General features: G+C 46.8%; 21 protein-coding genes. 18 read left to right on the forward strand and 3 right to left on the reverse strand.

Annotated elements, in window-relative coordinates:
• Positions 1–68 precede the first annotated feature (68 nt).
• The 10 genes from ACE3MZ_RS05800 (at position 69) to tsaD (ending at position 14,289) form a co-directional block, all read left to right on the forward strand.
• Positions 69–779, forward strand: a complete 711-nt coding sequence (locus ACE3MZ_RS05800; RefSeq protein WP_411345521.1) for a cell wall hydrolase — start codon at positions 69–71, stop codon at positions 777–779.
• A gap of 120 nt (positions 780–899) precedes the next feature.
• Positions 900–1,586, forward strand: a complete 687-nt coding sequence (locus tag ACE3MZ_RS05805) for a metal-dependent hydrolase (RefSeq protein ID WP_411345522.1) — start codon at positions 900–902, stop codon at positions 1,584–1,586.
• Positions 1,587–2,231: 645 nt separating this feature from the next.
• Positions 2,232–6,833 (forward strand): glutamate synthase large subunit, encoded by a 4,602-nt coding sequence (gltB, locus tag ACE3MZ_RS05810; RefSeq protein WP_411345523.1) that lies wholly within the window; start codon positions 2,232–2,234, stop codon positions 6,831–6,833.
• 634 nt (positions 6,834–7,467) lie between these two features.
• Complete coding sequence (locus ACE3MZ_RS05815) at positions 7,468–8,601, forward strand: ABC transporter ATP-binding protein (protein ID WP_411345524.1); 1,134 nt, start codon at positions 7,468–7,470, stop codon at positions 8,599–8,601.
• Positions 8,594–9,382 (forward strand): ABC transporter permease, encoded by a 789-nt coding sequence (locus ACE3MZ_RS05820; RefSeq protein ID WP_411345525.1) that lies wholly within the window; start codon positions 8,594–8,596, stop codon positions 9,380–9,382. The genes ACE3MZ_RS05815 and ACE3MZ_RS05820 overlap by 8 nt, the downstream gene beginning before the upstream one ends.
• Before the next feature lie 476 nt (positions 9,383–9,858).
• Positions 9,859–11,289 (forward strand): cardiolipin synthase, encoded by a 1,431-nt coding sequence (gene cls, locus ACE3MZ_RS05825; RefSeq protein ID WP_411345526.1) that lies wholly within the window; start codon positions 9,859–9,861, stop codon positions 11,287–11,289.
• Positions 11,290–11,394: 105 nt separating this feature from the next.
• Complete coding sequence (tsaE, locus tag ACE3MZ_RS05830) at positions 11,395–11,895, forward strand: tRNA (adenosine(37)-N6)-threonylcarbamoyltransferase complex ATPase subunit type 1 TsaE (RefSeq protein WP_411345527.1); 501 nt, start codon at positions 11,395–11,397, stop codon at positions 11,893–11,895.
• Positions 11,892–12,695 (forward strand): tRNA (adenosine(37)-N6)-threonylcarbamoyltransferase complex dimerization subunit type 1 TsaB, encoded by an 804-nt coding sequence (gene tsaB, locus ACE3MZ_RS05835; protein ID WP_411345528.1) that lies wholly within the window; start codon positions 11,892–11,894, stop codon positions 12,693–12,695. Before tsaE ends, tsaB begins: the two co-directional genes overlap by 4 nt.
• A gap of 17 nt (positions 12,696–12,712) precedes the next feature.
• Complete coding sequence (rimI, locus tag ACE3MZ_RS05840; RefSeq protein WP_411345529.1) at positions 12,713–13,231, forward strand: ribosomal protein S18-alanine N-acetyltransferase; 519 nt, start codon at positions 12,713–12,715, stop codon at positions 13,229–13,231.
• Positions 13,228–14,289, forward strand: a complete 1,062-nt coding sequence (gene tsaD, locus ACE3MZ_RS05845; protein ID WP_411345530.1) for a tRNA (adenosine(37)-N6)-threonylcarbamoyltransferase complex transferase subunit TsaD — start codon at positions 13,228–13,230, stop codon at positions 14,287–14,289. The genes rimI and tsaD overlap by 4 nt, the downstream gene beginning before the upstream one ends.
• Positions 14,290–14,916: 627 nt before the next feature.
• Here tsaD and ACE3MZ_RS05850 read toward each other — a convergent pair.
• The gene (locus ACE3MZ_RS05850; protein WP_411345531.1) at positions 14,917–16,866 is read right to left on the reverse strand and encodes an ABC-F family ATP-binding cassette domain-containing protein; all 1,950 of its coding nucleotides are present in this window, start codon (positions 16,864–16,866) and stop codon (positions 14,917–14,919) included.
• 482 nt (positions 16,867–17,348) lie between these two features.
• On the opposite strand from ACE3MZ_RS05850, the gene ACE3MZ_RS05855 reads away from it, so the two are divergent.
• From ACE3MZ_RS05855 to groL, 8 genes are all read left to right on the forward strand, one after another.
• Positions 17,349–18,011, forward strand: a complete 663-nt coding sequence (locus tag ACE3MZ_RS05855; RefSeq protein WP_411345532.1) for a 5-formyltetrahydrofolate cyclo-ligase — start codon at positions 17,349–17,351, stop codon at positions 18,009–18,011.
• Positions 18,012–18,136: 125 nt separating this feature from the next.
• Positions 18,137–18,667: a cyclic pyranopterin monophosphate synthase MoaC gene (gene moaC / locus ACE3MZ_RS05860; protein WP_411345533.1), complete on the forward strand. Its 531-nt coding sequence runs from the start codon at positions 18,137–18,139 to the stop codon at positions 18,665–18,667.
• A gap of 56 nt (positions 18,668–18,723) precedes the next feature.
• Positions 18,724–19,221 (forward strand): molybdenum cofactor biosynthesis protein B, encoded by a 498-nt coding sequence (locus ACE3MZ_RS05865; protein WP_411345534.1) that lies wholly within the window; start codon positions 18,724–18,726, stop codon positions 19,219–19,221.
• A gap of 246 nt (positions 19,222–19,467) precedes the next feature.
• Positions 19,468–19,707 (forward strand): twin-arginine translocase TatA/TatE family subunit, encoded by a 240-nt coding sequence (gene tatA, locus ACE3MZ_RS05870; protein WP_411345535.1) that lies wholly within the window; start codon positions 19,468–19,470, stop codon positions 19,705–19,707.
• 153 nt (positions 19,708–19,860) lie between these two features.
• Positions 19,861–20,613, forward strand: a complete 753-nt coding sequence (tatC, locus tag ACE3MZ_RS05875; RefSeq protein ID WP_411345536.1) for a twin-arginine translocase subunit TatC — start codon at positions 19,861–19,863, stop codon at positions 20,611–20,613.
• A gap of 72 nt (positions 20,614–20,685) precedes the next feature.
• Positions 20,686–21,870, forward strand: coding sequence for a small-conductance mechanosensitive channel (locus ACE3MZ_RS05880; protein WP_411345537.1), 1,185 nt, complete (start codon positions 20,686–20,688; stop codon positions 21,868–21,870).
• A 240-nt stretch (positions 21,871–22,110) separates the two neighbouring features.
• Entirely contained in the window at positions 22,111–22,392 is a 282-nt protein-coding gene (groES, locus tag ACE3MZ_RS05885) for a co-chaperone GroES (RefSeq protein WP_411345538.1), read from the forward strand.
• Positions 22,393–22,520: 128 nt separating this feature from the next.
• Positions 22,521–24,149: a chaperonin GroEL gene (groL, locus tag ACE3MZ_RS05890; protein ID WP_411345539.1), complete on the forward strand. Its 1,629-nt coding sequence runs from the start codon at positions 22,521–22,523 to the stop codon at positions 24,147–24,149.
• Positions 24,150–24,529: 380 nt separating this feature from the next.
• On the opposite strand, the gene ACE3MZ_RS05895 is transcribed toward groL, so the two are convergent.
• Together ACE3MZ_RS05895 and ACE3MZ_RS05900 are read right to left on the reverse strand one after the other, a co-directional pair.
• Entirely contained in the window at positions 24,530–24,949 is a 420-nt protein-coding gene (locus tag ACE3MZ_RS05895; RefSeq protein WP_411345540.1) for a LysM peptidoglycan-binding domain-containing protein, read from the reverse strand.
• A gap of 375 nt (positions 24,950–25,324) precedes the next feature.
• The gene (locus ACE3MZ_RS05900; RefSeq protein ID WP_411345541.1) at positions 25,325–26,098 is read right to left on the reverse strand and encodes a sporulation protein; all 774 of its coding nucleotides are present in this window, start codon (positions 26,096–26,098) and stop codon (positions 25,325–25,327) included.
• Positions 26,099–26,170: the final 72 nt, after the last annotated feature.

Here is a 26,170-nt window from a genome sequence, read left to right on the forward strand (position 1 = left end):
GGATTACGCCTCTTCTCGGCGTGCTTTTTATATTTATCATGTCCCTTCCATTCTGGATGGACCATAAAATGAGTGCAGGACAAAAATCGTTTACCGAGCTGCCGTCGTGGGGTGCGCAGTCGCACGGTTCTGTTTCCTATGCGCAAAAGGACAGGAGTAGTACCGGTTCCACCTTTATATCGTGGAATCAAACTCACACCAAGAAGCTGATTCAGCAAGGCAAAGCCGAAACAGCCGCCGCTCAGACCCAGCAGGAGAACGGCACCAAGGCGAACACCGCAGTAGCCAAAGTGAAAGCATCGGCAGCCGTGGCAGGTTCGTCCATTCAGCATTCCACCCCCACCCAATTATACTTTACCCGGACAAAGCTGCTTCCCCAGGATCACAAAGCCCAAGCGACCTGGACCTACGCATTGTCGGATAAAGAACGGCTCATGCTTGAACGCATCGTTATGGCAGAAGCCGAAGGCGAACCGTACAAAGGCAAAGTGGCAGTTGCCAATGTTGTCTTAAACCGGCTACGGTCCGCAAATTTCCCCGATACCATCAGAGATGTATTGTACCAGAAATATCAGTTTTCTCCGGTAGGCAATGGCCGTTTTGACCGTGTGAAGCCGAATGCCGATTCCATCAAGGCTGTTCGCGAAGCACTACAAGGTCGCAAGGAAGTTCCGGACAATACGTATTATTTTGTGTCGCTTTCGCTGGCGACTGATTTTGCGATTCCAAATTCACGTACCGTCGTAACGAAGATCGGTCATCATACCTTTTTCAAATAAAGCTTCGAAATGGATACAGCTGTTTATGTAAAAGTTGAAATAGGCAAAGTTACAAATTTGTTTATTTTGGTGATAAAATAAACGGTGGATAATCAATTATATTTCGGAGGTGCTTCATCGATGAAAATTACGTACTATGGTCAATCCTGTCTGCTTGTAGAAGAAGGTGGCAAAACGGTTATTATTGATCCGTTCCTGTCCGGCAATCCGCAGGTGAATGTAGATGTAAAAGATATCAAAGTGGATGCAGTCATTTTGACGCATGGTCACGGCGACCACTTCGGTGACACCGTGGAGATTGCACAGAACAACAATTGTCCCGTTATTGCTGTCGTAGAGCTGGCACAATATGCCGGTGCCAAAGGCGCAGCGGAGACAGTTGGAATGAATCTGGGCGGTTCCAAACAATTTGACGGCTTCAAAGTAAAATACACACTGGCATTCCATTCTTCGTCTAACGAGCTGGATGGACAGAATGTATACCTGGGCGAGCCAGCAGGCATTCTGCTGACGATAGGTGGCAAAACGCTGTATCATGCTGGAGACACAGCACTGTTCGGCGATATGAAGCTGATCGGCGAATTGAACAGCATTGATGTAGCAGCATTGCCAATCGGCGACTTCTTCACAATGGGACCTGAGGATGCACTGTATGCGGCAGAATGGGTAAAAGCGAAGCATGTACTGCCCGTACACTACAATACTTTCCCACCGATTGAGCAGGACGGCGATGCTTTTGTAGCTGAGCTGCAAAAGAAAGGCATACAAGGCAGCGCGTTGAAAGTCGGCGAAAGTGTCGAAATCTAATCTCTGCGTAGATCAAAGGTCAATCAACATGCACTGATGGATCTACGAATAAAGGCTCTGGAAAAAACCGGTATTCTCCCAAAGAGATGCCGGTTTTTTGTTATTTGCGACAGAGTGGATACGCTATGTTGTCTTCTTTTCCGTCTGTTATGCACAAATGATAGGCTTGTTTGGTTATCATGGACCTATTCAAATGAAGAGAGATACGAGAAATATATTGAATTAAATATACGTTTAAATGTATAATCATACAATTATAGTTAATGCGTTACGTTATCACACTAATGCTTTGACGCAAAATAATAATTTATCGCATATATAAAAAGTTTGAATTGCCATCATGTCAGCTCAGTGTTAAAATGTATAAAACCAACGAAGGTTACAACAATATCACATCGCTGAATAAGTGACTTGAACCCGTACGAAATGGATATTTATTCTTCGTGCACCTCTTCAGAACTTATATTCAATGTAGGCTGCTTCCATAATCACTCTCTGTACAATATGTACAAATATTGTAGGGGATACTGTATGGAATGAGCAGCCTGTTTTGTATACCCTACTCGTAACAGCAATTGTTCTTCGTCCGGCCATCCTCTGGCTCGTCTCTTGACCATTCACTTCATAATAGAAAGGTTGCGTATTATGAACATTACAGGTTTGCCTCCAAAGCAGGGTCTATATGATCCGCAGTTTGAAAAAGATGCCTGCGGTATGGGATTTACCGCGCATATCAAAGGAATACCTAGTCACCAGATCGTAGGTCAGGCGCTGACAATGCTCGAAAATATGGAGCATCGTGGCGGCCAGGGCAGTGAACCGAATTCAGGTGACGGTGCAGGGATCATGGTCCAGATTCCGCACCGCTTTTTTGTCCGTGAAGCCGAAAAGGGTGGTTTTGAGCTGCCTGCAAAGGGTCAATATGGTGTAGCGATGGTATTCCTGTCCCGTGACGAGGAGCTGCGCGCACGTCATGAAGATCTGTTAAAAGAGATTATCGAGCAGGAGGGACAGGTGTTCCTCGGTGCGCGTACCGTGCCAACGGATGACAGTACACTCGGTAAAACTGCCAAAGCGGCAAAGCCGGTTGTACGCCAATTTTTCATCGGTCGTAGCGAAGAACTGCGAGATCAAGATGAGCTTGCTTTTGAGCGCAAGCTGTACGTTATTCGTAGACTGGCAGAGCGTCAGATTCGTTATGCGGAAGCAGCGGGCGGAGAAACATTCTACGTGCCAAGTTCGTCTTGCCGTAAAGTCGTTTACAAAGGTATGCTGACGACAATTCAGGTCGGTGAATTTTATCTGGATTTGCGTGATGAGGAGTTTGAGTCGGCGATTGCACTAGTGCATTCCCGTTTCAGTACGAACACATTCCCAAGCTGGGATCGTGCTCACCCGTATCGTTTCATGATCCATAATGGGGAGATCAATACGATGCGCGGTAATGTGAACTGGATGCATGCGCGTCAGTCGCTGTTTGAGAGCGATGTGTTTGGCAACGATCTGGACAAGATTCGTCCGGTTATTAACCCGGATGGCTCGGATACAGCGATGTTTGATAACACGCTGGAGTTTCTGTATCTGAACGGACGGTCCCTGCCGCATGTCGCGATGATGATGGTACCAGAACCGTGGAGCAACCACGATACGATGGACGAGAAGAAAAAGGCGTTTTATCAGTATCACAGCTGTCTGATGGAGCCATGGGATGGACCGGCAGCAATGGCGTTTACCGACGGTATTCAGATCGGTGCGATTCTGGACCGTAACGGGCTGCGTCCTGCGCGTTATTATGTAACCAAAGATGATCGGATTATTCTGTCTTCCGAAGTGGGCGTGCTTGATATTGCCCCGGAAAACATTTTGTATAAAGACCGCCTGCGCCCAGGTCGGATGCTGCTGATCGATACACAGGAAGGTCGTATCGTTGCCGATGAGGAGATCAAGGAGCAAATCGCTGCTGAGCATCCATACGGCGAATGGCTGGAAGAGCATCTGGTGAATCTGGAAGATGTACCGGAAGCCCCAGAAGCGATTCAGCCGGATCACGATAACGTACAGCAATTGCAGCTTGCATTTGGCTATACATTTGAAGAATTACGCAAAGTAATCGAACCGATGGCATCTACCGGTGCTGAAGCACTCGCTTCGATGGGTTACGATGCTCCACTGGCAGTACTGTCAGATCGTCCGCAGCGCCTGTACAGTTATTTTAAACAGCTGTTCGCTCAAGTAACCAATCCGCCGATTGATGCAATTCGTGAGGAGATCGTTACCTCGACAGCAACTTCGCTTGGACCAGAGCGCAACCTGCTTGATCCACAGCCGGAAAGCTGTCGACAGATCATCCTGAATTCACCAATTCTGTCCAACGAAGAATTTGCCAAAGTACGCCATGTACGCCGTCCAGGCTTCAAGGCGATGACAATCCCGATCTTCTTTGAAGCGGAAAAAGGAGCAGAGGGTCTGCGCGCAGCATTAGTTAACCTATGTGAAGCAGCGGATCGTGTCATTGCCAAAGGTCATAATTTCCTGATTCTGTCTGACCGTGGGATGGACAAGGAAAATGCAGCCATTCCGGCATTGCTTGCCGTTGCCTGTCTGCATCACCATTTGATTCGTCAGGGAACTCGTACTCGTGTCAGTCTGTTGCTGGAATCTGGTGAGCCACGTGATATTCACCAGTTCGCTGTATTGCTTGGCTACGGAATCAGTGCAGTCAATCCGTATCTTGCCTTCGAGACGATGCAGGATATGATCAAACAAGGCTTGCTGCGTGGTATCTCACACGAGAAAGCAGTCAAAAACTACATCAAAGCCGTTACCAAAGGCGTTGTGAAAATCCTGTCCAAAATGGGTATCTCTACCATTCAATCGTACCGCGGTGCTCAGATCTTCGAAGCAGTCGGTTTGAAGCAGGAGTTTGTCGATCAGTACTTTACGTGGACACCATCTCGTATCGGTGGTATCGGTCTGGAAGAAGTAACAGCAGAGACGCTTGTACAGCATTACCGCGCCTTTACGGACAAAGACGGCAATGACCGTATTCTCGATGCTGGTGGCGATTATCAGTGGCGTAATGACGGGGAAGATCATTTGTTTAATCCGCAAACGATCCACTTGCTTCAACATTCCGTTCGTACTGGCGATTACAAATTGTACAAAAAATACGCAGCGCTAGTTGAAGGGGAGAACGAGAAGCATCTTACCCTGCGCTCGCTGCTCAAGCTGAAACCAAATGGCGAACCGATTCCATTGGAAGACGTAGAGCCAATTGAATCTATTATGAAACGTTTCAAAACAGGCGCGATGTCCTTCGGTTCGATCAGTAAAGAAGCGCACGAAAGTCTCGCGATTGCGATGAACCGTATCGGCGGTAAGAGTAACAGCGGTGAGGGCGGCGAAGATCCGGCACGTTTTGTACCGGATGCGAATGGCGATTCTCGTCGTAGTGCGATCAAACAGGTCGCTTCTGGTCGTTTCGGCGTAACGTCCAACTATCTGGTGAACGCTGATGAGATTCAGATCAAAATGGCACAAGGTGCCAAGCCTGGTGAAGGCGGACAGCTGCCAGGTCGTAAAGTATATCCATGGGTTGCGGAAGTGCGTCACTCGACGCCGGGCGTTGGTCTGATCTCGCCACCACCTCACCATGACATCTACTCCATCGAAGATTTGGCAGAATTAATCTATGATCTGAAAAATGCCAACCGTCGTGCACGCATCAACGTGAAGCTCGTATCCGAAGTCGGTGTCGGCACGATTGCTGCCGGTGTTGCCAAAGGACGTGCCGATGTGATTCTCGTCAGCGGTTATGACGGCGGTACCGGTGCATCGCCACAAGGTTCGATCCGCCATGCGGGTCTGCCATGGGAACTTGGTCTGGCTGAAACGCAGCAGACGCTGATTATGAACAATCTGCGTGACCGTGTCGTACTGGAAACCGACGGCAAAATGCTGAGTGGACGCGACCTTGCGGTAGCGGCACTGCTCGGTGCGGAAGAATACGGCTTCTCTACTGCACCACTCGTTGCTGTTGGCTGCATTATGATGCGTGTCTGTCAAATGGATACTTGTCCAGTCGGCGTGGCGACACAGAACCCGGAACTGCGTAAAAACTTTACCGGTGATCCGCAGCATGTCGTCAACTTTATGAAATTTGTAGCACAGGATCTGCGCGAGATTATGGCAGAACTGGGCTTCCGTACCGTGCAAGAGATGATCGGTCGTCTGGATCGTCTGGATGCGTCGCAAGCTGATGCACATTGGAAGAAAAAAGGTCTCGATCTGTCCGTGCTGCTGCATGAACCGCAAATGCCAGCAGGTAGCGAGCGCTTCAACGTGCAACAGCAGAACCATCTGCTGGAAGAAACGCTGGATCTGCGCGAACTGCTTCCACTTGCTGCAAATGCACTGGAAACAGGCGAGCCGGTTCAAGCCGAGCTGTCGATTTGTAACGTTGACCGTGCAGTCGGTACCATTCTTGGTAGCGAAGTAACGATGAAATACGGCGCTGCTGGTTTGCCGGATGATACGATTTCCTTTACATTCAAAGGATCAGCAGGTCAAAGTCTAGGTGCATTTATTCCGAAAGGCATTACGCTGCGCGTCGAAGGCGACTCTAACGACTATGTTGGTAAAGGTCTGTCTGGTGGTAAAATCATCGTAAAACCAGATGCGGCGGCTACCTTTGCTGCTGAAGATAATATCATCATCGGTAATACAGCGTTGTACGGTGCAACTAGCGGTGAAGCATACATCAACGGTATTGCTGGTGAGCGCTTCGCAGTTCGTAACTCCGGTGCCAAGGTCGTTGTTGAAGGCGTGGGTGACCACGGCTGTGAATATATGACTGGTGGACGCGTAATCGTGCTTGGTTCGACTGGACGTAACTTTGCAGCGGGTATGTCTGGTGGTATCGCGTATGTGCTGGATCCAAGCCATGACTTTGTTAGTCGCTGTAATCTGGAAATGGTATTGCTGGAAGATATCGAAGAGGCTGACGAGCTGGCTGAAGTTCGCGCCTTGATTGAACAGCACGTTCGTCATACCGGCAGTGAAGCAGGGAAACGTGTGCTGGAAGATTGGGAACACCAATCCAAGGACTTTGTCCGTATCATCCCGAAAGATTACAAACGGATGCTGGAACAAATCCGCAAAGTTCATGAAAAAGGTCTGACTGGCGAAGCAGCATTGCTTGCAGCCTTTGAAGCCAACATGCGTGAACTGGCTCGCTCCGGTGCGTAATTTGTTGGGTGCTCTAACGCTGCTGCTCGCGATATTCGATTGTATGGAATAAACTGGCATCAAGAGGCGTTTGAATATGTAGCGGGAACCGTTACACAATAATGGAAAGAACTGTTGATCTGTAAGCAGCTGTGATGATAAGGCTGCTTATGGATAGAACAGTTCTTTTTTTGTTACGCGAAAAGCTATTTTCAAATTAACGCACTTCGTTAGAGCAGATGGTTTGAAATCGTCCGTTTTGTCCATGCAGTTATGCTTATTTTGGATTGGTTCCATGCTGTGTTACAATAAAACCGCCGAAATTTGACACAGTATACATACACTGGTAGTGTCATTGCGATTGGATTGGCTTGATGAATTTGATTACTATTCATACGGCATGATAACAACGATGAGTCGGTACGCGGAGAACGATAAGGAAATATGAGACGAATGACGATCTGATATGTGTAGAAAGATGAGGAAACGCGAGACGAACGATAAGCTGATTTGTGAAGAACGACAATGCAATACGATGGGAAAGCTAAGATCACTATTGCGCAGAATAACAAGACGATATGAGAAGCGCTGTGAGATGAGAAAGTACGGTTACGAATGTACGTGCATCATATACAGAAAGGGATGAGTACAGACAATGAACAGAATCACACGGCAAACAGGAATCACCATGCCAGTATATAAACATGATGGCGGTAACAATGGTGGCAACGGGTCTATTCCAGAACATATAAGCGAGGCAAATGAACGTAGTTTGGCAAATTCCGATTCTACTGAGTCATTGCCCATGCATCAGAATACTTCAACGACTTCGTCCTCGAACAATGTGTCCGGAGCATTGGACCCCATCGCTGCACCGGTTGTGCAATTTCGTAATATTACGAAGAAGATCGGTTCCAAAACGATTATCGACAATCTAACACTAGATGTGCCGCCGGGCTGCGTGTTTGGCTTTCTCGGTCCCAATGGTTCTGGTAAAACTACAACGATCCGTATGCTGGTTGGTCTGATGACACCGACACAAGGCGATATTTTGATCGAGGGACAAAGTATTCGCACTCATTTTGAACAGGCGATTGCCAAAGTAGGCGCTATTGTGGAGAATCCGGAAATGTACAAATATATGACCGGATATCAGAACCTGATGCAATATGCCCGTATGTCACCAGGCGTGACCAAGGAGCGGATTGACGAGGTCATTCGCTTCGTCGGACTGGTCGGGCGTACCGATGAGAAGGTTAGTACGTATTCGCTCGGTATGCGTCAGCGTCTCGGTGTAGCGCAGGCGCTACTACATCGTCCACGTCTGCTCGTATTGGATGAGCCAACCAACGGTCTTGATCCACAGGGGATTCGCGAACTGCGCGATTATTTGCGTGCCCTGAGCCGAGAAGAAGGTACAACCGTATTCGTATCCAGCCATTTGCTTTCGGAAATGGAATTGATGTGCGACCGCGTTGCTGTGATCAATGGCGGACGATTGGTGGATGTACGTAATCTGCGTCATGATTCTGCGGCAACGGCTCCGGTAGATGAACTGCTGACGGTACGCTTTGAGCTGGATCAGCCGGAGCGAGCAATGCAACTGGCAGCGACAGGTCAACTGGAAAATGGTAGCTGGAAAGTCACTGCTTCGCGGGACGACATCGCTCGCATCAATGCACTGCTAGTTAGCAATGGGATTGCCGTGTACAGCATTGTACCGGAGCGTCAGACGCTGGAAGATCAGTTCCTGGCGATGACACGGGAAGGTGGGCTGCGTCATGACTGATTTTGTCCAATTGATCTGGAATGAAATATTGAAAATTGTGCTGCGCGTATCCAACTGGGTGATGCTGATCTTGTTAGTTGCGCTGTCCCCAGCTCTATTATTACTGTTGAAGTTTGGCGATTATCCGGGAAGCGCACTAATGGCTTTGGAACAGTCATTTGCGATGTTTTTCCTAGTCGTATTGTTTATGCTGATCGTCGCTTCGGAATCAGTCGCTAGTGAATTTACGACCGGTACAATCAAACTGTTGCTGATTCGTCCGTGGCAGCGCTGGAAGATTTTAAGCTCCAAGTTTCTGGCAGTGACTGTATTTTTGCTAGTATTGACGTTGATTTTTACACTGATCAATCTGATCGTTTCGTATGTACTGTTTCCGGCACAGATCGCTGGTGTACCGGATGGGGAATTATCCTCCTATGAAAATAATTTATTGTTGCTGATAGTCTATTCCTTTATTCGTGCGCTGATTTTGGCGACATTCGCATTTATGCTGTCTGCGCTGTTCCGTTCGTCCGCGCTGGCGATTACACTGTCGATGCTGCTGTACTTTTCCGGTACGATTACGAATGGATTGCTGCGTCTGGCATTGAAACCGGATGATTATTGGATTGTAAAATATCTGCTGTTTACCAATCTCGATCTCACGCAGTATTTCTCTGAGCCGACTGGAAGCTTCGGCGTAACGAGTCTGGGCTGGTCACTGTTCATACTTGCAGTCTATTTTGTACTGTTCTTGCTGATCTCATGGCTATCGTTTGCCAAACGAGACGTGCGCTCTTAGGATATACGGTTGTAGATAAGGTTCGGAAAATGTATTAGATCGTTATGAACATCGATGTATACATCATTGTGTAAGCCCATTGATTTGCAGATCATTATGTCAGTCTATGGATTTGTAGATTATGATGTAAGTCCATTCAAAGGTAGTTTACGTGTATCGAACAATAAACAGATTGAACTCAAACAGGCTTCCTGCATAATAAACAGGGAGCCTGTTTTTCTTTTGCGGAAGTCGGTACATACATCACTGTGCCGTAGTCTCTATGCTACTCATTCTCGCTACCATTCCAATACAACGAACAAGCAATTATACCTCTTCTCACCAGTGAATATGACAAAAAACGACGAACGGTGAATCACTTTCTAGTAAGAATGGTTATATGGTAAAAGCAGGCTATCGCTAAATAACCATCTCTTCTGATATGATATTGTTTGCATAGCGAATAAGAAGGGTTCAGCAGGAAAGGAAGCGCAGGTATGATCTGGTTGTTGCTGTTATGCATCATTTTCATTTCTCAAGCAGGTATTATTCTTATTTTGGAATTCCGTTCACCCAGCAAAGCGGTGGCGTGGATGTTTATATCGTATTGTGTGCCGTTTCTCGGCTTTATTATGTACTATTTTGTTGCTCGTAATTATCGCAGTCGTCGTACGATTCGGAAAAAGGGTACGATCATTTTCCGTGAGGTGCGCAGTCGGTTGTGGCGTCAGGCAGCGGTCATTCGTTCTGCTGACGATATGGGCAATCCAGAGTTTCACGAGCAGGGGCGGCTATTTTCCTTACTATCGCATTTGACGGAAAATCCGATTACGTCATGCAGTAAGATTGATGTGCTGACGGATGGAGAGAATACGTTTGCCGCGATGCTGCAAGCATTGGAACAGGCGCAGCATCATATCCATATTCAGTTTTACATTTTCCGTGAAGATGAAATCGGGCAGACCTTTACCGATTTGCTGATTGCCAAGGCGCAGGCAGGTGTCAAAGTGCGTATGATGTGCGACGGATTGGGCAGTTATCATCTCAAGCATACATTTGTGCGTCGGTTGAAAGAAGCAGGCATTGAGTTCTACTTTTTCCTGCCACCGTTTACTTCGTTTATTCAGCGGGAAGTCAATTACCGTAACCACCGCAAAATTCTCGTCATCGACGGTGAAGTAGGCTTTATCGGCGGTTTGAATATCGGGGACGATTATCTCGGGCACGATCCGAAGCTGGGGTACTGGCGCGATACGCATCTGGAAGTGCGCGGAGATACGGTTTACTTTTTGCAAATTGTGTTTCTGGAAGATTGGGAATTTGCATCTGGGCAGCGCTTGACGGATTCGGCGTATTTTCCAGAGCATACGTGTACAGGTAGGGAACGTGCATTAATTGTTGCCAGCGGACCGGATCGCAACTGGAATGCCATTCAGGAAATGTGTTTTAGTGCGCTAGCAGCAGCGAAGCGGCGCATTTGTATTACAACGCCTTATTTTATCCCGGATCAGAGTATTTATTCTGCGCTAAAAACGGCAGCAGTTAGCGGCGTACAAGTCGATATTATTATACCGAAAGTGTCCGATTCGCAGGTTGTGCAATACGCTTCCTTGTCGTATATCGAGGAGCTGATGCGGGTAGGTGTACGGATTCATCAGTACGAAAAAGGCTTCGTGCATGCCAAAGTCGTCATCGTCGACGATCTGCTCGCTTCGGTCGGAACCGCCAATATGGACATGCGCAGTTTGTATAGCAATTTTGAACTGTCTGCCGTGCTGTTTGAGCAGGAAACCATCGAGCGACTTATGCTGGATTTTCGCCGCGATCTGCAAGAAAGCAGCAAAATCAATTATCATGAATTCATCCGTCGTCCACGTACTCAGAAAACGCTGGAAACCTTGTCCCGATTACTATCTCCTTTGTTGTAAAAATGCCATAAAGGGCTAAAGTCGCCGCCGAATATGATATACTGGTCGTACGTTCAATAACAGAATGCTGTTGGCGCCACGTCACAGCATATGATGGAGGATTTCATGGGACAGGCAAGACCAGAGCAGACAGTGGAATACACAAGTCGCCAGCTGGACGATACCAGCCGACTGGCGGCTTTTTTTGCAAAACGAGCATTGCCGGGTGCGATGATTACGCTAGATGGTGATCTGGGCGCAGGCAAAACGCATTTTTCCAAAGCGTTTGCGCAGCATCTAGGTGTACCGGGTATGGTGAACAGTCCGACCTTTACGATCATCAAGGAGTACGAAGGTGCATTGCCTTTTTATCATATGGATGTGTACCGGATCGACGAGGATCAGGCTGCTGAGCTGGGACTGGATGAGTATTTCTTCGGGCAGGGTGTGACACTGGTAGAATGGTCGAGCCGGATTCCCGACCTGCTGCCGGAGCAGCATCTGTCGCTAAAGATTACCGTCAACAGCGAAGATGATAGCCGCACCATCCTCTGTACTGGATATGGAGAGCCGTATGCCGATTGGTGCAATGAGTTAAAACAGAATGGAGTTAGTGACAATTCATGAGTGACATAAAGGAACAGCCGCGTAAGCGGTTTTTGGTTTTGGATACAGCGACAGCATCACAGGCGGTTGCAGTCACCGAGAATGGGACGATTCTGGCAGCTGAGAGCAGTCAGGCAGATCGTAACCATTCGGTCGGTTTGCTGGATCGGATTATTGATGTATTGAACACAGCAGGCGTGTCGCGTCAGCAATTGGACGGTATCGCCGTTGGGGTAGGACCGGGTTCTTATACCGGTATTCGTATTGCAGTGACGACAGCCAAAACGCTAGCATGGACATTGAAGCTGCCGGTTGCCGGATTTTCCAGTTTGGCGGCACTATCGTTAAGCGGATATCATGCAGCGACGATTCAGCCAGCTGTGCAGCCATCGCAGGCGCAAGCAGCGGCTACCGACTGGATTATTCCGCTCATTGATGCGCGCCGTGCGCAGGTGTATACCGGATTGTTTACGTTACATGACGAACAGTCCATTCCCGTATCCTTGGAGCAGGATCGCATCGTACTTATGGAGTTGTGGGTGCAATCGCTAGTTGAGACATATCGTGCATGTGAGCCGTCGGAACGTCCGCGCCATATTTATGTAGTTGGTGAAACGACTGCACATGAACAGCGGCTGACACCATTACGTGAGCTGGTTGGTGATGCGCTGATCGTAGTAGAACATGCACTGGAAGCGCATGAAGCAGGCATGATCGGTGCGGCGGCATTACTGTCCGGTCAGACGGAGCCTGCGCATACCCTTTTACCAAACTATACGCAGCTGTCGGAGGCGGAAGCCAATCTGCTGCGTCAATCCTGAAGAGAGGACGTGCTGGGATGGCGACATTATTCAATCATGACGAAGCAGAGCCGGTGTTCCGTCAGATGACCGTTGATGATCTAGCAGCCATTATGGAGATTGAGCATGAAGCATTTACGCTTCCGTGGACGGAAGAAGCATTCCGTAATGAGCTGACGATGAATCATTTTGCCCGCTATCTAGTGTTGGAACTAGACGAGCATATTATCGGCTATGCCGGCATGTGGACGATTATGGACGAAGCCCATGTGACGAATATTGCGATTCGCGAATTGTACCGTGGCCGTCGTTTCGGTCAGGAGTTGCTGATCAGCCTGATGAAATGGGCGGTAGAGCTAGGTATGATTCGTATGACGCTGGAAGTGCGCGTCAGCAATGAACCCGCGCAAAGTCTATATCGGAAACTGGGGTTCGCCGGAGCTGGCGTACGTCGTGGGTATTATTCGGACAACAATGAAGACGCACTGATTATGTGGTGCGAGCTCTCCACACAGGGAGAGTATGGCAATGAGGAAGGAAGCGTGAACAATTCATGATGCAGCAGGAACACCGGGAATCGGTGTGCAATATATTGGCGATCGAGACGAGCTGTGATGAGACATCCGTCGCGATTGTGCAAAACGGCAAAACAGTATTATCCAATCTCGTATCAAGCCAGATTGAAACGCATAAAGCATTTGGCGGTGTAGTACCAGAAGTCGCTTCACGCAAGCATGTCGAGACGATCAGTCTCATTATTGAGCAAGCGATGGAAGAAGCAGGCATGGAGCTGGATAATATCTCTGCCATCGCTGTTACGGAAGGACCGGGGCTGGTTGGAGCGCTGCTGGTCGGTATTATGGCTGCGAAAAGTCTGGCTTTTGCATTGGACAAACCGCTGATCGGTACGCATCATATTGCCGGTCATATTTATGCGAACAATCTGACAGCAGATATGCAATATCCGGCGTTGGCACTTGTTGTGTCTGGCGGTCATACCGAGCTTGTATTGCTCGAGCGCGAAGGTCAATTTCGATTGATCGGCAGTACCCGCGATGATGCGGTCGGCGAAGCGTATGACAAAGTGGCGCGTGCCCTTGGTTTTCCGTATCCGGGTGGTCCATACGTCGACAATCTGGCGATGGAAGCGAACGATGCAGTCGAGCTGCCGCGTGTATGGCTGGAACCGGGATCGTACGATTTTAGCCTGAGTGGCTTGAAGTCGGCGGTACTGAATGTAGTCAATCAGAAGAAGATGCGCGGCGAAGAACCGATGACTGCGGAGATTGCTCGTGGTTTTCAAGAAGCGGTAGTAGAAGTGCTGGTCGAAAAAGCGATTCGTGCCGTGAAAGCCTACAACGTACGTCAGCTGCTGCTGTGCGGTGGGGTTGCCGTCAACAAAGGGCTACGCCGCGAATTGACAGCACGCTGTCAGCGTGAGCAGATTGAGCTGCTTATTCCGCCATTTGAATATTGTACGGACAATGCCGCCATGATCGGCGCGGCAGCGTATTTGAAATGGAAAAACAATGAGTTTTCCGATCTACGTATCAAAGGAGACCCGTCTCTATCGTTAGAGCAGTGGTCGGTTGGTCAGCCAGTATCGGAATCGTAAGTTGCAAGTAATAGATCATAACCACACATTAACTGAATCTATTCCAATGACAATAACAAAACGAGAAGCACATAGAGCGCGCAATGCTCTCTATGTGCTTCTCGTTTTTTGATGTGTATATTTCGAAATGTACTTGATTCGTGACAAGGATTATGTCCTATCGACATGCTGTTGGAATTTACGATCCCAAGTTAGTCAGATAACATACGTAATTGCATTGTTGAGCAGCTCAGTATATGACTAGTTTGAGTTATTTACACACTTTACGAATACATAAGCTACATTTGTCAAGATGTTAACAAAGTTATCCACATATCCACCAAAATTTGTTTATAAAAGCGAAAATGCTTGCTGGATTAACCTTTTGCAGAAATTTGAAACAGGGGATAGTTAAACACAGCTTCTCTTCGTAAATCTGTGGACAATGTGCATAACTTAGTGGATAAATATGGATTTTATCGAAAAAAGCGATTCTACCAACAAAAAAACGCTATTTATTCGCTCAATATCAGCTTTCTGATTACAATTTTCTGTGGATAAATCTGTTTACAAAATAAATCGCTTGCTTTTACAAAAATCTCATATCTTTTACACATTGATGAACATGTATTGACAAATTGATATTTCTCATTCGGCAGCCAGTGTTTCCCATTCCTCATACGCCTGTTCCAGCGCCTGCTGATGGTCGGCGATGGCTTGCTGACGAGTCTGCACCGCTTCGTAATCCTGATATACGTCCGGTACAGTCAGTTCCTGCTCCAGCACCGCAATCTGATCTTCATGCTGCGCAATCTCTTGCTCCAGCTGTTCCAGACGGCGCTTCCGATTGCGTTCCTCACGCTTGGCTTGTTTGCCTTCCTCGTAGGCGTTGACAGGCACTTTGGCGGCATCAGCAGTTGCCTGTCCATTGCGAGCTTGGGTTGCGGCGGTTGCCGCAGCGGCTTCGGCAGCCAGCTCTAACAGTTCCTGCTTTTTGGCGGTATAGTCGTCAAAGTTACCGAGATATGTCGTTAATCCATCTGGACGCAATTCCAGAATACGCTCTGCCATTTTGTTCAGGAAATACCGGTCATGGGAAATGAACAATAGTGTTCCTTCATAATCAATCAGCGCTGATTCCAGCACTTCCTTACTCACCAGATCGAGATGGTTGGTCGGCTCATCGAGAATGAGTACATTGGCTTCCAACAGCATCAATTTACTGAGCGATACGCGCGCTTTCTCGCCACCGCTAAGCGAAGACACCTTTTTCAGTACATCTTCCCCACTAAACAGGAAATTGCCGAGCACTGTGCGAACACGTACTTCGTCCAGATGGCGGAAGCTGCTCCATACTTCTTCTAGCACTGTGTTGTTAGGATTAAGATGCCCTTGCTCCTGATCGTAGTAGCCAATCTTTGTTTTGGCACCCCATTCGATTTTGCCAGCGTCTGGTGGATGCTGACCAATCAGCGATTTGAGCAGCGTCGTTTTCCCCGTTCCGTTTGGACCGATCAGTGCGACCGTATCGCCACGCCACATCTCAAATGAAATGGGTGAGAACAAGGGCTGCTTATTTTCGTAGGACAATGTTAGCTGGTTCACCCGCAAAACATCCTTACCGGATACAACCGATGTCTCAAATGAAAAGCTTGCCTTTTTCAGATCACCAGCAGGGCGATCCATCCGATCCATTTTCTCCAGTGCACGGCGACGACTTTGTGCGCGCTTGGTAGTAGAGGCACGTACGATATTTTTCTGAATAAACTGCTCCATGCGGGCAATCTCATCCTGTTGCTTCTCAAACTGCTTCAATTCCGATTCGTACTCGGCAGCTTTGATATCGATATAGCGACTGTAATTGCCAGTGTAGCGTTTGGAGCGATGACGCTCGATCTCGACAATGCTGGTGACAAGTCGATCCAAAAAGTAGCGGTCATGGGATACGATCAGCAGCGCACCCGGATAAGCGCGCAAATAATCTTCCAGCCATGCGAGTGTGTCCAGATCAAGATGGTTGGTCGGCTCATCCAGCATCAATACGTCTGGGGATTGTAACAGAATGCGCGCTAACGCAAGTCGCGTCTTCTGCCCGCCGCTTAATGTAGATACTTCGGTATCTTGTGAAAAATCACCAAAGCCCATACCATGCAAAATGCTACGAATCCGCGTCTCCATCTCATAACCACCGCGTTCACGAAACCAGTCCGATTGTGTCGCATAGCGTTCCAGCAGATCGGCATACGCTTTCTCGTCTTCCATGCGGGCAGGATCAGCGATATGTTGCTCCATCATACGCAGCTCGCGTTCCGTATCGATCAGCTCCGCATAGACAGAGCGCATTTCCTCGCCGATCGTATTGCCATGGTGCAGTCCACTATTCTGAGCGAGATAGCCGAGCGACATTTCCTTACTACGGAACACCTGCCCGCTGTCGTACGACATTTCACCTGCCATAATTTTGAGCAGTGTCGATTTGCCAGCGCCATTGACGCCGACCAGACCGATCCGTTCCCGTTCTTCAATTTGCAGATTGATGCCTTCCAGAATCGGCGTAATGCCGTATAACTTCGTAATGCCGCTTGCTTGTAATAACACGTTGATTCATCCTTTCCGGTAGGCAGGGTGTACCTGCATCTATTTCATCATGGAACAGGGCAAAGTTTACAAAATCCCCATTGTTTTTTAATCATTCCTATCAATCTTGTGGTGGTTCATTTCACATATATGGAGTATGCTGAACGAAAAGGCGTATAAATAGGTGACATAAAGTCATACAATTGTTTACGCATAGTACGCGTAGTATTCTGTACATGACCGACATACTCTATTCTCCATCCTGTCTAGTGTACATGAAATGCCGCTTTTTTGCATGATTTATCACCTATTCATAGGTTGCAGTGATCAGGATTACAGCCTGTGATTCCTGATCTGTGAAACGTGATTCCTTCGCTTGATGAAGGGTACATAATGAGATAACGGGAAATTGGTTTTTATACAGGAAAATGTTACACTGTCAGTAGGTGTGACTCAACCCTGTCAACCGTTAACGCAGACATGTCTGCGCAGGGAGGTAGCATATGGAGCACGCTTTGGATAAAAGAATATTGCGCAAGCAACTTCAACAGAGCAGGCAACAATTGGAACCTGCGATCAGAATGAAACAATCGGCGGACATTCGTGCCGCTGCGGAACCATATATTGCATCATTACGTCGTTCGTGCGGAACGTCACCACTGACGATATTTAGCTATCTCGCGTATCGTGATGAACCGGATACGTTACCGTTGCTGGATGATTGCTGGCAGCATCACGATATTGTGTTGGCACCCCGTATTGACCGCACACAGCAAGGCATTTTTCATTTGCACTGCATTACAGGTATTGATGAGGTGGAGCCGGGAGCGTATGGCATCCCAGAGCCAGTATCCACCTTGCCACTCTATGAGCCGTCACAATGGGGCGATATTCAGCTAGTGATCGTACCGGGATTAGGATATGACCGGCATGGTGGACGCATTGGCTATGGTGGCGGATTTTATGATCGGTTTATGGATCGGCTGCTGTCTGTAAGTCCTCGTCGCCCATTACTGGCTTCGCTGGCGTTTGACATGCAGCTGGTAGAGCATATTCCGATGGACGCTCATGATTTTGCGATTGATCTGCTGTTTACGCCGGATGGCGTGATTACAACGGCAGCAGGTAGAGAGTATTTGCTCAATAGCGGAGTATCGTCTGGATAGATTTTCAATGTGAGCGACTACACGTACACCGTACCGTATAACAATTACAGCATACCCGGATCACGGGCTGCTGCTCTGCAAGATAGATACCACATTATGTGTATAGAAATGAAGGTTGATAGATCATGAACGAACATAACGACGATAGTCAATACGAAGGGCTACCCACCTCGGCGGGATCGCTGACACATTTCAATGAACAGGGTCGTGCGCGGATGGTTGATATTTCCGGTAAAACGCAAACGGTACGCATCGCGGTCGCTTCCAGTATGGTGAAGATGCAGCCGTCCACCTTGCAGGCAATCAAGGATCGTCAGATTGGCAAAGGCGATGTACTAGCTGTTGCGCAAGTTGCTGGTATTCAAGCAGCCAAGCGCACATCGGATTGGATACCGATGTGTCATCCGCTACCGCTGACAGGCGTAAACATTACATTTAACGATAACGAACAAGATGAGCTGTACATTGAAGTACAGGTCAAAACGGAAGGCAAAACCGGTGTGGAAATGGAAGCCTTAACTGCCGCTTCCGCTGTAGCTTTAACCATTTATGATATGTGCAAAGCACTGCAAAAGGATATGGTGATTGGTCCGACGCTGTTACTATCCAAAAGCGGTGGCAAAAGTGGAGATTTTGTACGAGAATCGGCGGATTGATGATAGCAACATACAACGATACTAAACGGATGGCATAGAGATGGGAGGGTAAGCGTATGGTTTGGAGAACGGCGATTTTGACAGCCAGCGATAAAGGCGCGCGTGGAGAGCGCGAAGATACAAGCGCACAGGTCATCCGCGAGCTGGTAGAGGAAGAATTGGGCGGTGAGATTGTTGAGTACCGTGTCGTACCGGATGAGCCGGACGAGATTATCGCCGCATTGATTGAAATGACCGAATATTTTAACGCGGATCTGGTATTAACGACTGGTGGTACAGAACTGGCGCAGCGCGATGTTACTCCAGAGGCGACACGCCGGGTCATTCAGCGCGAAGTGCCGGGTATGGCAGAAGCAATGCGTGCTACCGTTATGCAAAAGAACCGATCAGCGATGCTGTTTCGTGGTATCTGCGGTATCCGTGAACGCAGCCTGATCGTCAATCTGCCCGGAACCCCCAAAGGCGTTCATGAACATCTGGCAGCAATTATGGATCAACTGCCAGAAGCGCTACGAATGATTACCGGACAATATCTTCCCGGCGAAGAACGCTGAGTAGCAAAGCACGCTCAGGCACAGATCAGCGATATCCGTATATCGCAATACGACTGGATGAGATAACGATCATGTATACATGGAACTGCTGCTATATACAACATTTTTGAACATGAATGGTTGTATGTTTTTGTATGCAAAATTTTGCGATCTAAGCATGATCCAAAGGTGAATTGCGATGCGTAGTTATGCTATGATAGGAGCACGATAGACACAGTGCTGTCGTATCATGAAGGAGGAATTACTATGTTTAGCGGTGCAGGTATTGGCCCGACCGGATTTATTTTGCTTATTATTCTGGCACTGATTTTGTTTGGTCCGAACAAGTTGCCTGAGCTTGGCCGCGCTGTTGGTCGTACATTCCGCGAATTCAAGGAAGGTACGCGCGATATGATGAAAGACGATGAGACCAAATCCAAGTCCCGTACAGAATCGATTGAAGCGACTGAAGTACAGTCACCGATTCGTCCGGAAGATAAACGTTAATCATACACGTACGATACCAATCGCCATCCCATCCGGTAGCCAGATGGGGGTTTTGTTGATGACGGCGGTTGTACAGCTCTTCCGAATCCCTTCCCCGGCGGAAGGGATTTTCTTTTAACGAAATGTCGCCAGTAAGTAGAAGTGAGGGAGTTCATGAATAAATCGGATAATGAAATGTCGCTGATCGACCATTTGACCGAATTGCGCCGTCGATTGATTATCGTAATCGCTGTGCTGTTTTTAGGTATGATTCTGGGATTGTTCGTCGCTCAACCGGTGTATCAATATTTGGTGTCAGCAGAGACAGCACGGAATCTGGTCTTCCATGTATTTTCGTTTTGGGACGGGATCGGCTTGTATATGAAGATCGCGATGGTGGTAGGCATTGCTGTGACACTGCCATGTGCGCTATATCAAATATGGGCATTTGTCAGTCCGGGCTTACTGTTACAGGAACGTCGGATGGCGCTACGATACATTCCGTTTGTATTCTTGATGTTCCTGATCGGTGTATTGTTTGCTTACTATATTGTATTTCCGATGGCGCTGACCTTCACATCGCAAGTAACCCGTAGCATGGGGCTGGAAGAAACGTACGGTGTCGTGCAATATTTTACCTTTATGTCGAATATCGTATTTCCAGTAGCAGGATTGTTTGAATTGCCGCTCGTGATTATGTTTTTGACTACCCTGCGCATTGTGAATCCAGCATTGCTACGTAAGCTGCGGCGAGTTTCGTACTTTGTACTGGTGCTTGTGGCGGTCGTCATTACGCCACCGGACTTCATATCCGATATTCTGGTAGCCATTCCATTGCTCGGATTGTACGAGCTGAGTGTAGTACTGTCGACGATTGTTCATCGCAAGCAGATTGCACGAGATGAACAGAATATAAATAACGAATAAATCGTTGCTAGCTTGGTAAATTTTGAATTATCATATTAATGTAATCTATTTAAATAAAAAGGGGATATATTTTTGAGAAAGATTGCATTTCTAATTGTTACATTTGCTCTTATTTTTTTGTTGCCGCTCATAGGAAGTCTTGTAAGGTGGCAGGGGCTTCCTCCAGGCTATGGATTGTTTCCCTCACAAAAAGTAATTGAACCACCGGGGTTTAGCGTTAGTTTCTTTGTTTTTGGATGTGCTGTAGCATTGTTTCTTTCGATTTTTATTTTATTTCCGAGATGGTTTGGTTTTAAAAAATTACAATCAATATCAGAACCAAAGAAATCATCTAAAACTAAATTCCCGATATGGTTTTGGATATCAATTCCAATTTTAATTTTATGTTGGTTAACCATGTGGTCTCAAATTCCTTTTTTAAAATTTTTTGAAGCATACACATTTGTACCACTATGGTGGTCTTTTATTTGTATACTGGATGGGATGGTTTACAAGCGTAATCATGGTTTTTCACTTTTATCGCAGAAACCACGTCTATTGCAATTACTAGCTATAGTTTCATGTTTCAGCTGGTTTGCATTTGAATATTTGAACTATTTTGTAGTAGAAAATTGGTACTATCCTAATAAAGATGTATTTTCTAACTTTGGAAATGTATTCTGGTTTTCTTTGTCTTATACTACCGTTTTACCAGCAATTGTAGAATGGTATTTACTGCTTAAAACTTTTCCTAATATAAAAGAACGATATAGTAAAGGACCTAAAATTATTTTAAATAAACCCATTATGGTAACTCTTTACATACTTGGATTAATTCTAGCCGTAGCAATGGGATATTTTCCACATCAATTATTTTTTGTACTTTGGCTTGCATTGGTGCCAATGTTGTCTGCTGCTATGGGTTTGGTTGGTTTATGGAATCCATTTACTTCGATCAAAAAAGGTGATTGGACCTCTATTGTTCTAATCGCAGTTGCAACTGTATTTAACGGATTTTTCTGGGAACTTTGGAATTATGGAATTGAAAAATTCAATAATGGCTCTCCTACAAATCCTAATTACTGGAAATATTCGGTGCCTTACTTAGATAAATTCCATTTATTTTCCGAGATGCCTTTTCTTGGTTACTTTGGCTACTTATTTTTTGGAGTAAATTGTTGGATTATTTGGCTTACAGCAGCATATGTGTTTAAGTTTGATCCTAATTTTGAGCTCTCTTCGAAAGAAAAAACTATTTCCGACAAAATTTCTGCTTGATTTGAATTCAAAACAACCTCCAATTTGCCTACTTATTTGACTTTAAGCCAAAGAGTGAGTAAATTGGAGGTTACTTTTTGTAGTATGAGATAATTGAATTTTACACAAAGGGACTTGAAATCGTCGCTCAAGTTGAGTATCATAAAGTTGGTTGTTAGCACTACACGCTGTTGAGTGCTAATACATAGGTACATCGTTACCTGCTATAACGAATCATTCAAATTAAGGAGGCTATTTTTCATGATCAAACCTTTAGGTGAACGTGTATTGGTAGAAGCGAGTCAACAGGAAGAAACGACTTCATTCGGTATCGTGCTTCCAGATTCCGCTAAGGAAAAGCCACAGGAAGGCACAATCATTGCTGTAGGCAGTGGTCTGCTGAAAGACGGCGTGCGCACTCCGCTGGAAGTAAAAGAAGGCGACCGCGTACTGTTCTCCAAATATGCCGGTACAGAAATCAAGTTCGAAGGTAAAGAATATCTGATTATGAAAGAAAGCGATATTCACGCAATTATCGGCTAATCCCGTTACGTTGCACATAGATGGTTCAAGCCGTTGCTTGAATCCGGCTCGTTACTCACGCAAAATATCCATGTCTCATCATAAGATTGAACCCTATTTTTCCATCATACTGAGGAGGTACTGTTCAAATGGCTAAAGACATTAAATTCAGTGAAGACGCTCGTCGCTCCATGCTTCGTGGTGTGGATGCCCTGGCAGATGCAGTAAAAGTAACACTCGGTCCAAAAGGTCGCAACGTGGTGCTGGAGAAAAAATTCGGTAGCCCGCTGATCACGAACGATGGTGTAACCATCGCCAAAGAAATCGAACTGGACGACGCATTCGAGAACATGGGTGCGCAACTGGTTAAAGAAGTAGCAACCAAAACAAACGATGTTGCTGGTGACGGTACAACAACTGCAACCGTTCTGGCTCAAGCGATGATTCGCGAAGGTCTGAAAAACGTAACCGCTGGTGCGAACCCAATGGTAATCCGCAAAGGGATCGACAAAGCTGTTCGCGCAGCAGTTGAAGAACTGAAAAGCATTTCTCGTCACGTTGAAGACAAACAATCCATCGCACAAGTAGCGGCAATCTCCGCTGCCGATGACGAAGTTGGTCAACTGATCGCTGAAGCGATGGAAAAAGTCGGCAACGACGGCGTTATCACCGTAGAAGAATCCCGTGGATTTGCAACCGAACTGGAAGTTGTAGAAGGTATGCAATTTGACCGTGGTTACATCTCTCCATACATGATCACCGATACGGATAAAATGGAAGCCGTTCTGGACAACCCATACATCCTGATCACTGACAAAAAAATCAGCAATACGCAAGAAATTCTGCCATTGCTGGAAAAAGTCGTACAACAAAGCAAACCACTCGTGCTGATCGCTGAAGACATCGAAGGCGAAGCACTGGCTATGCTCGTTGTGAACAAACTGCGCGGTACATTCAACGCAGTAGCAGTGAAAGCTCCTGGCTTTGGTGACCGTCGTAAAGCGATGCTGCAAGATATCGCTGCACTGACAGGTGGTCAAGTGATCACGGAAGAACTCGGTCTGGATCTGAAATCTGCATCCATCGACCAACTTGGTACTGCACGTCAAGTGCGCGTAACCAAAGAAAACACAATCGTTGTAGACGGTGCTGGCGACAAAGCTGACATCGATGCACGTATTAGCCAAATCCGTTCGCAGCTGGAAGAAACAACTTCCGAGTTCGACAAAGAGAAACTGCAAGAGCGTCTGGCAAAACTTGCTGGCGGTGTAGCAGTAATCAAAGTCGGTGCTGCAACCGAAACCGAACTGAAAGAGCGCAAACTGCGCATCGAAGACGCCCTAAACGCAACTCGCGCTGCGGTTGAAGAAGGTATCGTATCCGGTGGTGGTACTGCCCTCGTGAACGTATATAACGCGGTATCTGCTGTGAATGTAGAAGGCGACGAGAAAACAGGCGTAAACATCGTCCTGCGCGCTCTGGAAGAGCCAATTCGCACCATCGCAGCGAATGCTGGTCAAGAAGGTTCCGTAATCGTGGAACGTCTGAAAAAAGAAGAAGTAGGCATTGGTTACAACGCCGCTTCCGGCGAGTGGGTAAACATGTTCGAAGCAGGTATCGTTGACCCTGCCAAAGTAACACGCTCCGCTCTGCAAAACGCAGCATCCGTAGCAGCAATGTTCCTGACTACTGAAGCTGTCATCGCTGACAAACCAGAACCAGCAGGCGCTGCGGCTCCTGACATGGGTGGTATGGGCGGAATGGGCGGCATGATGTAATGAAAGGATTCTCTTGAATCTTTTCAGCATCACCGCTCCAACCTCTGCAATCGCAAAAAGACTCTCCTGATGATTCAGGAGAGTCTTTTTTGTGCTTGTTTTCAGTTTGTATAAAACGATTGAAGCAGATGTCTTAGCATCTTAGCATACAAAAAAGCTGACACTCAGGGGAGGGTGTCAGCTTTTTATGGTGTCCGGCAGGCATTTGGCAGATGCTTGCCGGAATCTATAGCTTGGCCGATTTTGAAAGGGGGAACTTTCCAATCGTGTATGGGTATAGCTTGAATGTCGAATGTTACAGTTGGATTTCGTTGTTCAGTTTGATGGGGGCAAGCTGAACGATCTATTTCATGGATGAGATGGGTTCCGTTCAAATATTCTTATTTTTGCGGGATAGTCAGTTGTGTTCCAGCAGGCAGCAGGTTGTTGGCAGCAACCAGTTCGTCTACAGTGATACCGTATTGAGCAGCGATTTCAGCAAGGCTGGCACCTTGTGGAACGACAACAGTGACGTTGTTGGATGTTTCAGTCGAAGTAGCTGGTGTTGTTGTAGCAGGTTGTTCAGCAGGAGTTGTTTCTTCTTCTGTACCGAACAGACGATTGAATTCAGCAGTTTGTGCAGCCAGGAATGCAGCGTTATCTGCGCGTTGCTCTTCTTTATCTTTGCGTTTGTCAGCATTGGATTGATCGCTTGTTGCAGCGTAAGCGTGACTGCCTCCGATTGGAGCGGCTACAGCGATGGCACCCAGACTTGCAGCTAAAGTGGCGGACAACAGGATTTTGTTAAATTTTGAACTCATGATAATATCTCCTCTTTTGTTTATATTTATTAAGTATTCATCTTGTTAGTAATGTCTTGGTGTTCCCTTATGAATACATAATACCATAGAATAAAGATGATTGCAATACTAAATAAAAGGTAAATTAATAAAAAGTATAACTACATATTTTGAGAGTAACGTATTCTGCAACTGGATGAATACTTCATCAGTCTGCAATAACAAGATAGTCAATCTCAAAACAGAACGCAGACTCTCAATGGAATCCATTACGAAAGGCTGCGTCTATTGTATAAGATGAAAGCTATAGTTCTAGCATATACCTGGAATGTGTCGACAATATGTCGTAAGTGAAACTTTTTTCAATCTTGATGATTACGACTAGATTGGATACGATCAGCTATTTTGATCGATCAGATACTCCAAACGATCCGCGACATGATGTGCACCGCGGTTCAACTCGGCAGCACTCAGATCAAGCCACGCCTGACGCTCATCCATATCAAATGCACTTGCGAAAAATCCACCTAATCCGCGACCGCGACGATCTACCTCTACAAGCACCTGTAAGCCGTCACCGCGAAACGCCATCATCAATTCCAATTCAGTAATCTGTCCTTTGAAATCTGGTCCCGGGTAAAATTCAATCTCCTGCACATACGGAACACCGAATGGCGCGCGCGACGCATATTCTACACTGGACGCTTTGAAGCGAAAGCCAAGCAGCTCGGTTGCTTCCAATACAGTATCCATATAAGGATGTGGTCTAACCACGATATAATCCTGATCGGTCGGGTCCATGCTCATCTCGATATCCAATCCGGTATGCAGCCACACCTTCTGATTGCCTAGCGTGAGTGGCGTTTGCGGAGGCAGAATAAAGGAAAAAGGGACTTCTGTTTTCTGATTACTTTTTACAACCGTCCGTTCGGAAACTCTGTGTTTGGCGATGGTGTAGTTGACATGATGCTTTTTATCGTCTTCTTCGCGGATATACTGAGTCATCACTTCGATATAGATGTTACCGACTTCCTGATCCACGTTACCGCCTTGAATGTATACCACACCGCGGATTTCACTATTCGGATAATATTCGCGCTGCTCCACCACCGTATCGATTTTGGCAGCACCGACACCAACGCGTGCAAGCATTTTGTTAAAGAATGACATAGACATTTCTCCTTTAAGAATAAATAGTAAGTATGCAATTCTGCCTGTCTGTATATAGCAGGCTCATTAGTT

This window comes from Paenibacillus sp. WLX1005 (assembly GCF_046603685.1).
Lineage (GTDB): Bacteria > Bacillota > Bacilli > Paenibacillales > Paenibacillaceae > Saccharibacillus.

Coding starts and splice junctions, on each gene's coding strand:
- ACE3MZ_RS05805 (WP_411345522.1), top strand. CDS start 900: ATGAAAATTACGTACTATGGTCAATCCTGTCTGCTTGTAGAAGAAGGT.
- ACE3MZ_RS05820 (WP_411345525.1), top strand. CDS start 8,594: ATGACTGATTTTGTCCAATTGATCTGGAATGAAATATTGAAAATTGTG.
- tatA (WP_411345535.1), top strand. CDS start 19,468: ATGTTTAGCGGTGCAGGTATTGGCCCGACCGGATTTATTTTGCTTATT.
- gltB (WP_411345523.1), top strand. CDS start 2,232: ATGAACATTACAGGTTTGCCTCCAAAGCAGGGTCTATATGATCCGCAG.
- rimI (WP_411345529.1), top strand. CDS start 12,713: ATGGCGACATTATTCAATCATGACGAAGCAGAGCCGGTGTTCCGTCAG.
- groES (WP_411345538.1), top strand. CDS start 22,111: ATGATCAAACCTTTAGGTGAACGTGTATTGGTAGAAGCGAGTCAACAG.
- moaC (WP_411345533.1), top strand. CDS start 18,137: ATGAACGAACATAACGACGATAGTCAATACGAAGGGCTACCCACCTCG.
- ACE3MZ_RS05815 (WP_411345524.1), top strand. CDS start 7,468: ATGAACAGAATCACACGGCAAACAGGAATCACCATGCCAGTATATAAA.
- tsaE (WP_411345527.1), top strand. CDS start 11,395: ATGGGACAGGCAAGACCAGAGCAGACAGTGGAATACACAAGTCGCCAG.
- ACE3MZ_RS05855 (WP_411345532.1), top strand. CDS start 17,349: ATGGAGCACGCTTTGGATAAAAGAATATTGCGCAAGCAACTTCAACAG.
- ACE3MZ_RS05900 (WP_411345541.1), bottom strand. CDS start 26,098: ATGTCATTCTTTAACAAAATGCTTGCACGCGTTGGTGTCGGTGCTGCC.
- groL (WP_411345539.1), top strand. CDS start 22,521: ATGGCTAAAGACATTAAATTCAGTGAAGACGCTCGTCGCTCCATGCTT.
- tsaB (WP_411345528.1), top strand. CDS start 11,892: ATGAGTGACATAAAGGAACAGCCGCGTAAGCGGTTTTTGGTTTTGGAT.
- ACE3MZ_RS05865 (WP_411345534.1), top strand. CDS start 18,724: ATGGTTTGGAGAACGGCGATTTTGACAGCCAGCGATAAAGGCGCGCGT.
- tatC (WP_411345536.1), top strand. CDS start 19,861: ATGAATAAATCGGATAATGAAATGTCGCTGATCGACCATTTGACCGAA.
- tsaD (WP_411345530.1), top strand. CDS start 13,228: ATGATGCAGCAGGAACACCGGGAATCGGTGTGCAATATATTGGCGATC.
- ACE3MZ_RS05895 (WP_411345540.1), bottom strand. CDS start 24,949: ATGAGTTCAAAATTTAACAAAATCCTGTTGTCCGCCACTTTAGCTGCA.
- cls (WP_411345526.1), top strand. CDS start 9,859: ATGATCTGGTTGTTGCTGTTATGCATCATTTTCATTTCTCAAGCAGGT.
- ACE3MZ_RS05800 (WP_411345521.1), top strand. CDS start 69: ATGAGTGCAGGACAAAAATCGTTTACCGAGCTGCCGTCGTGGGGTGCG.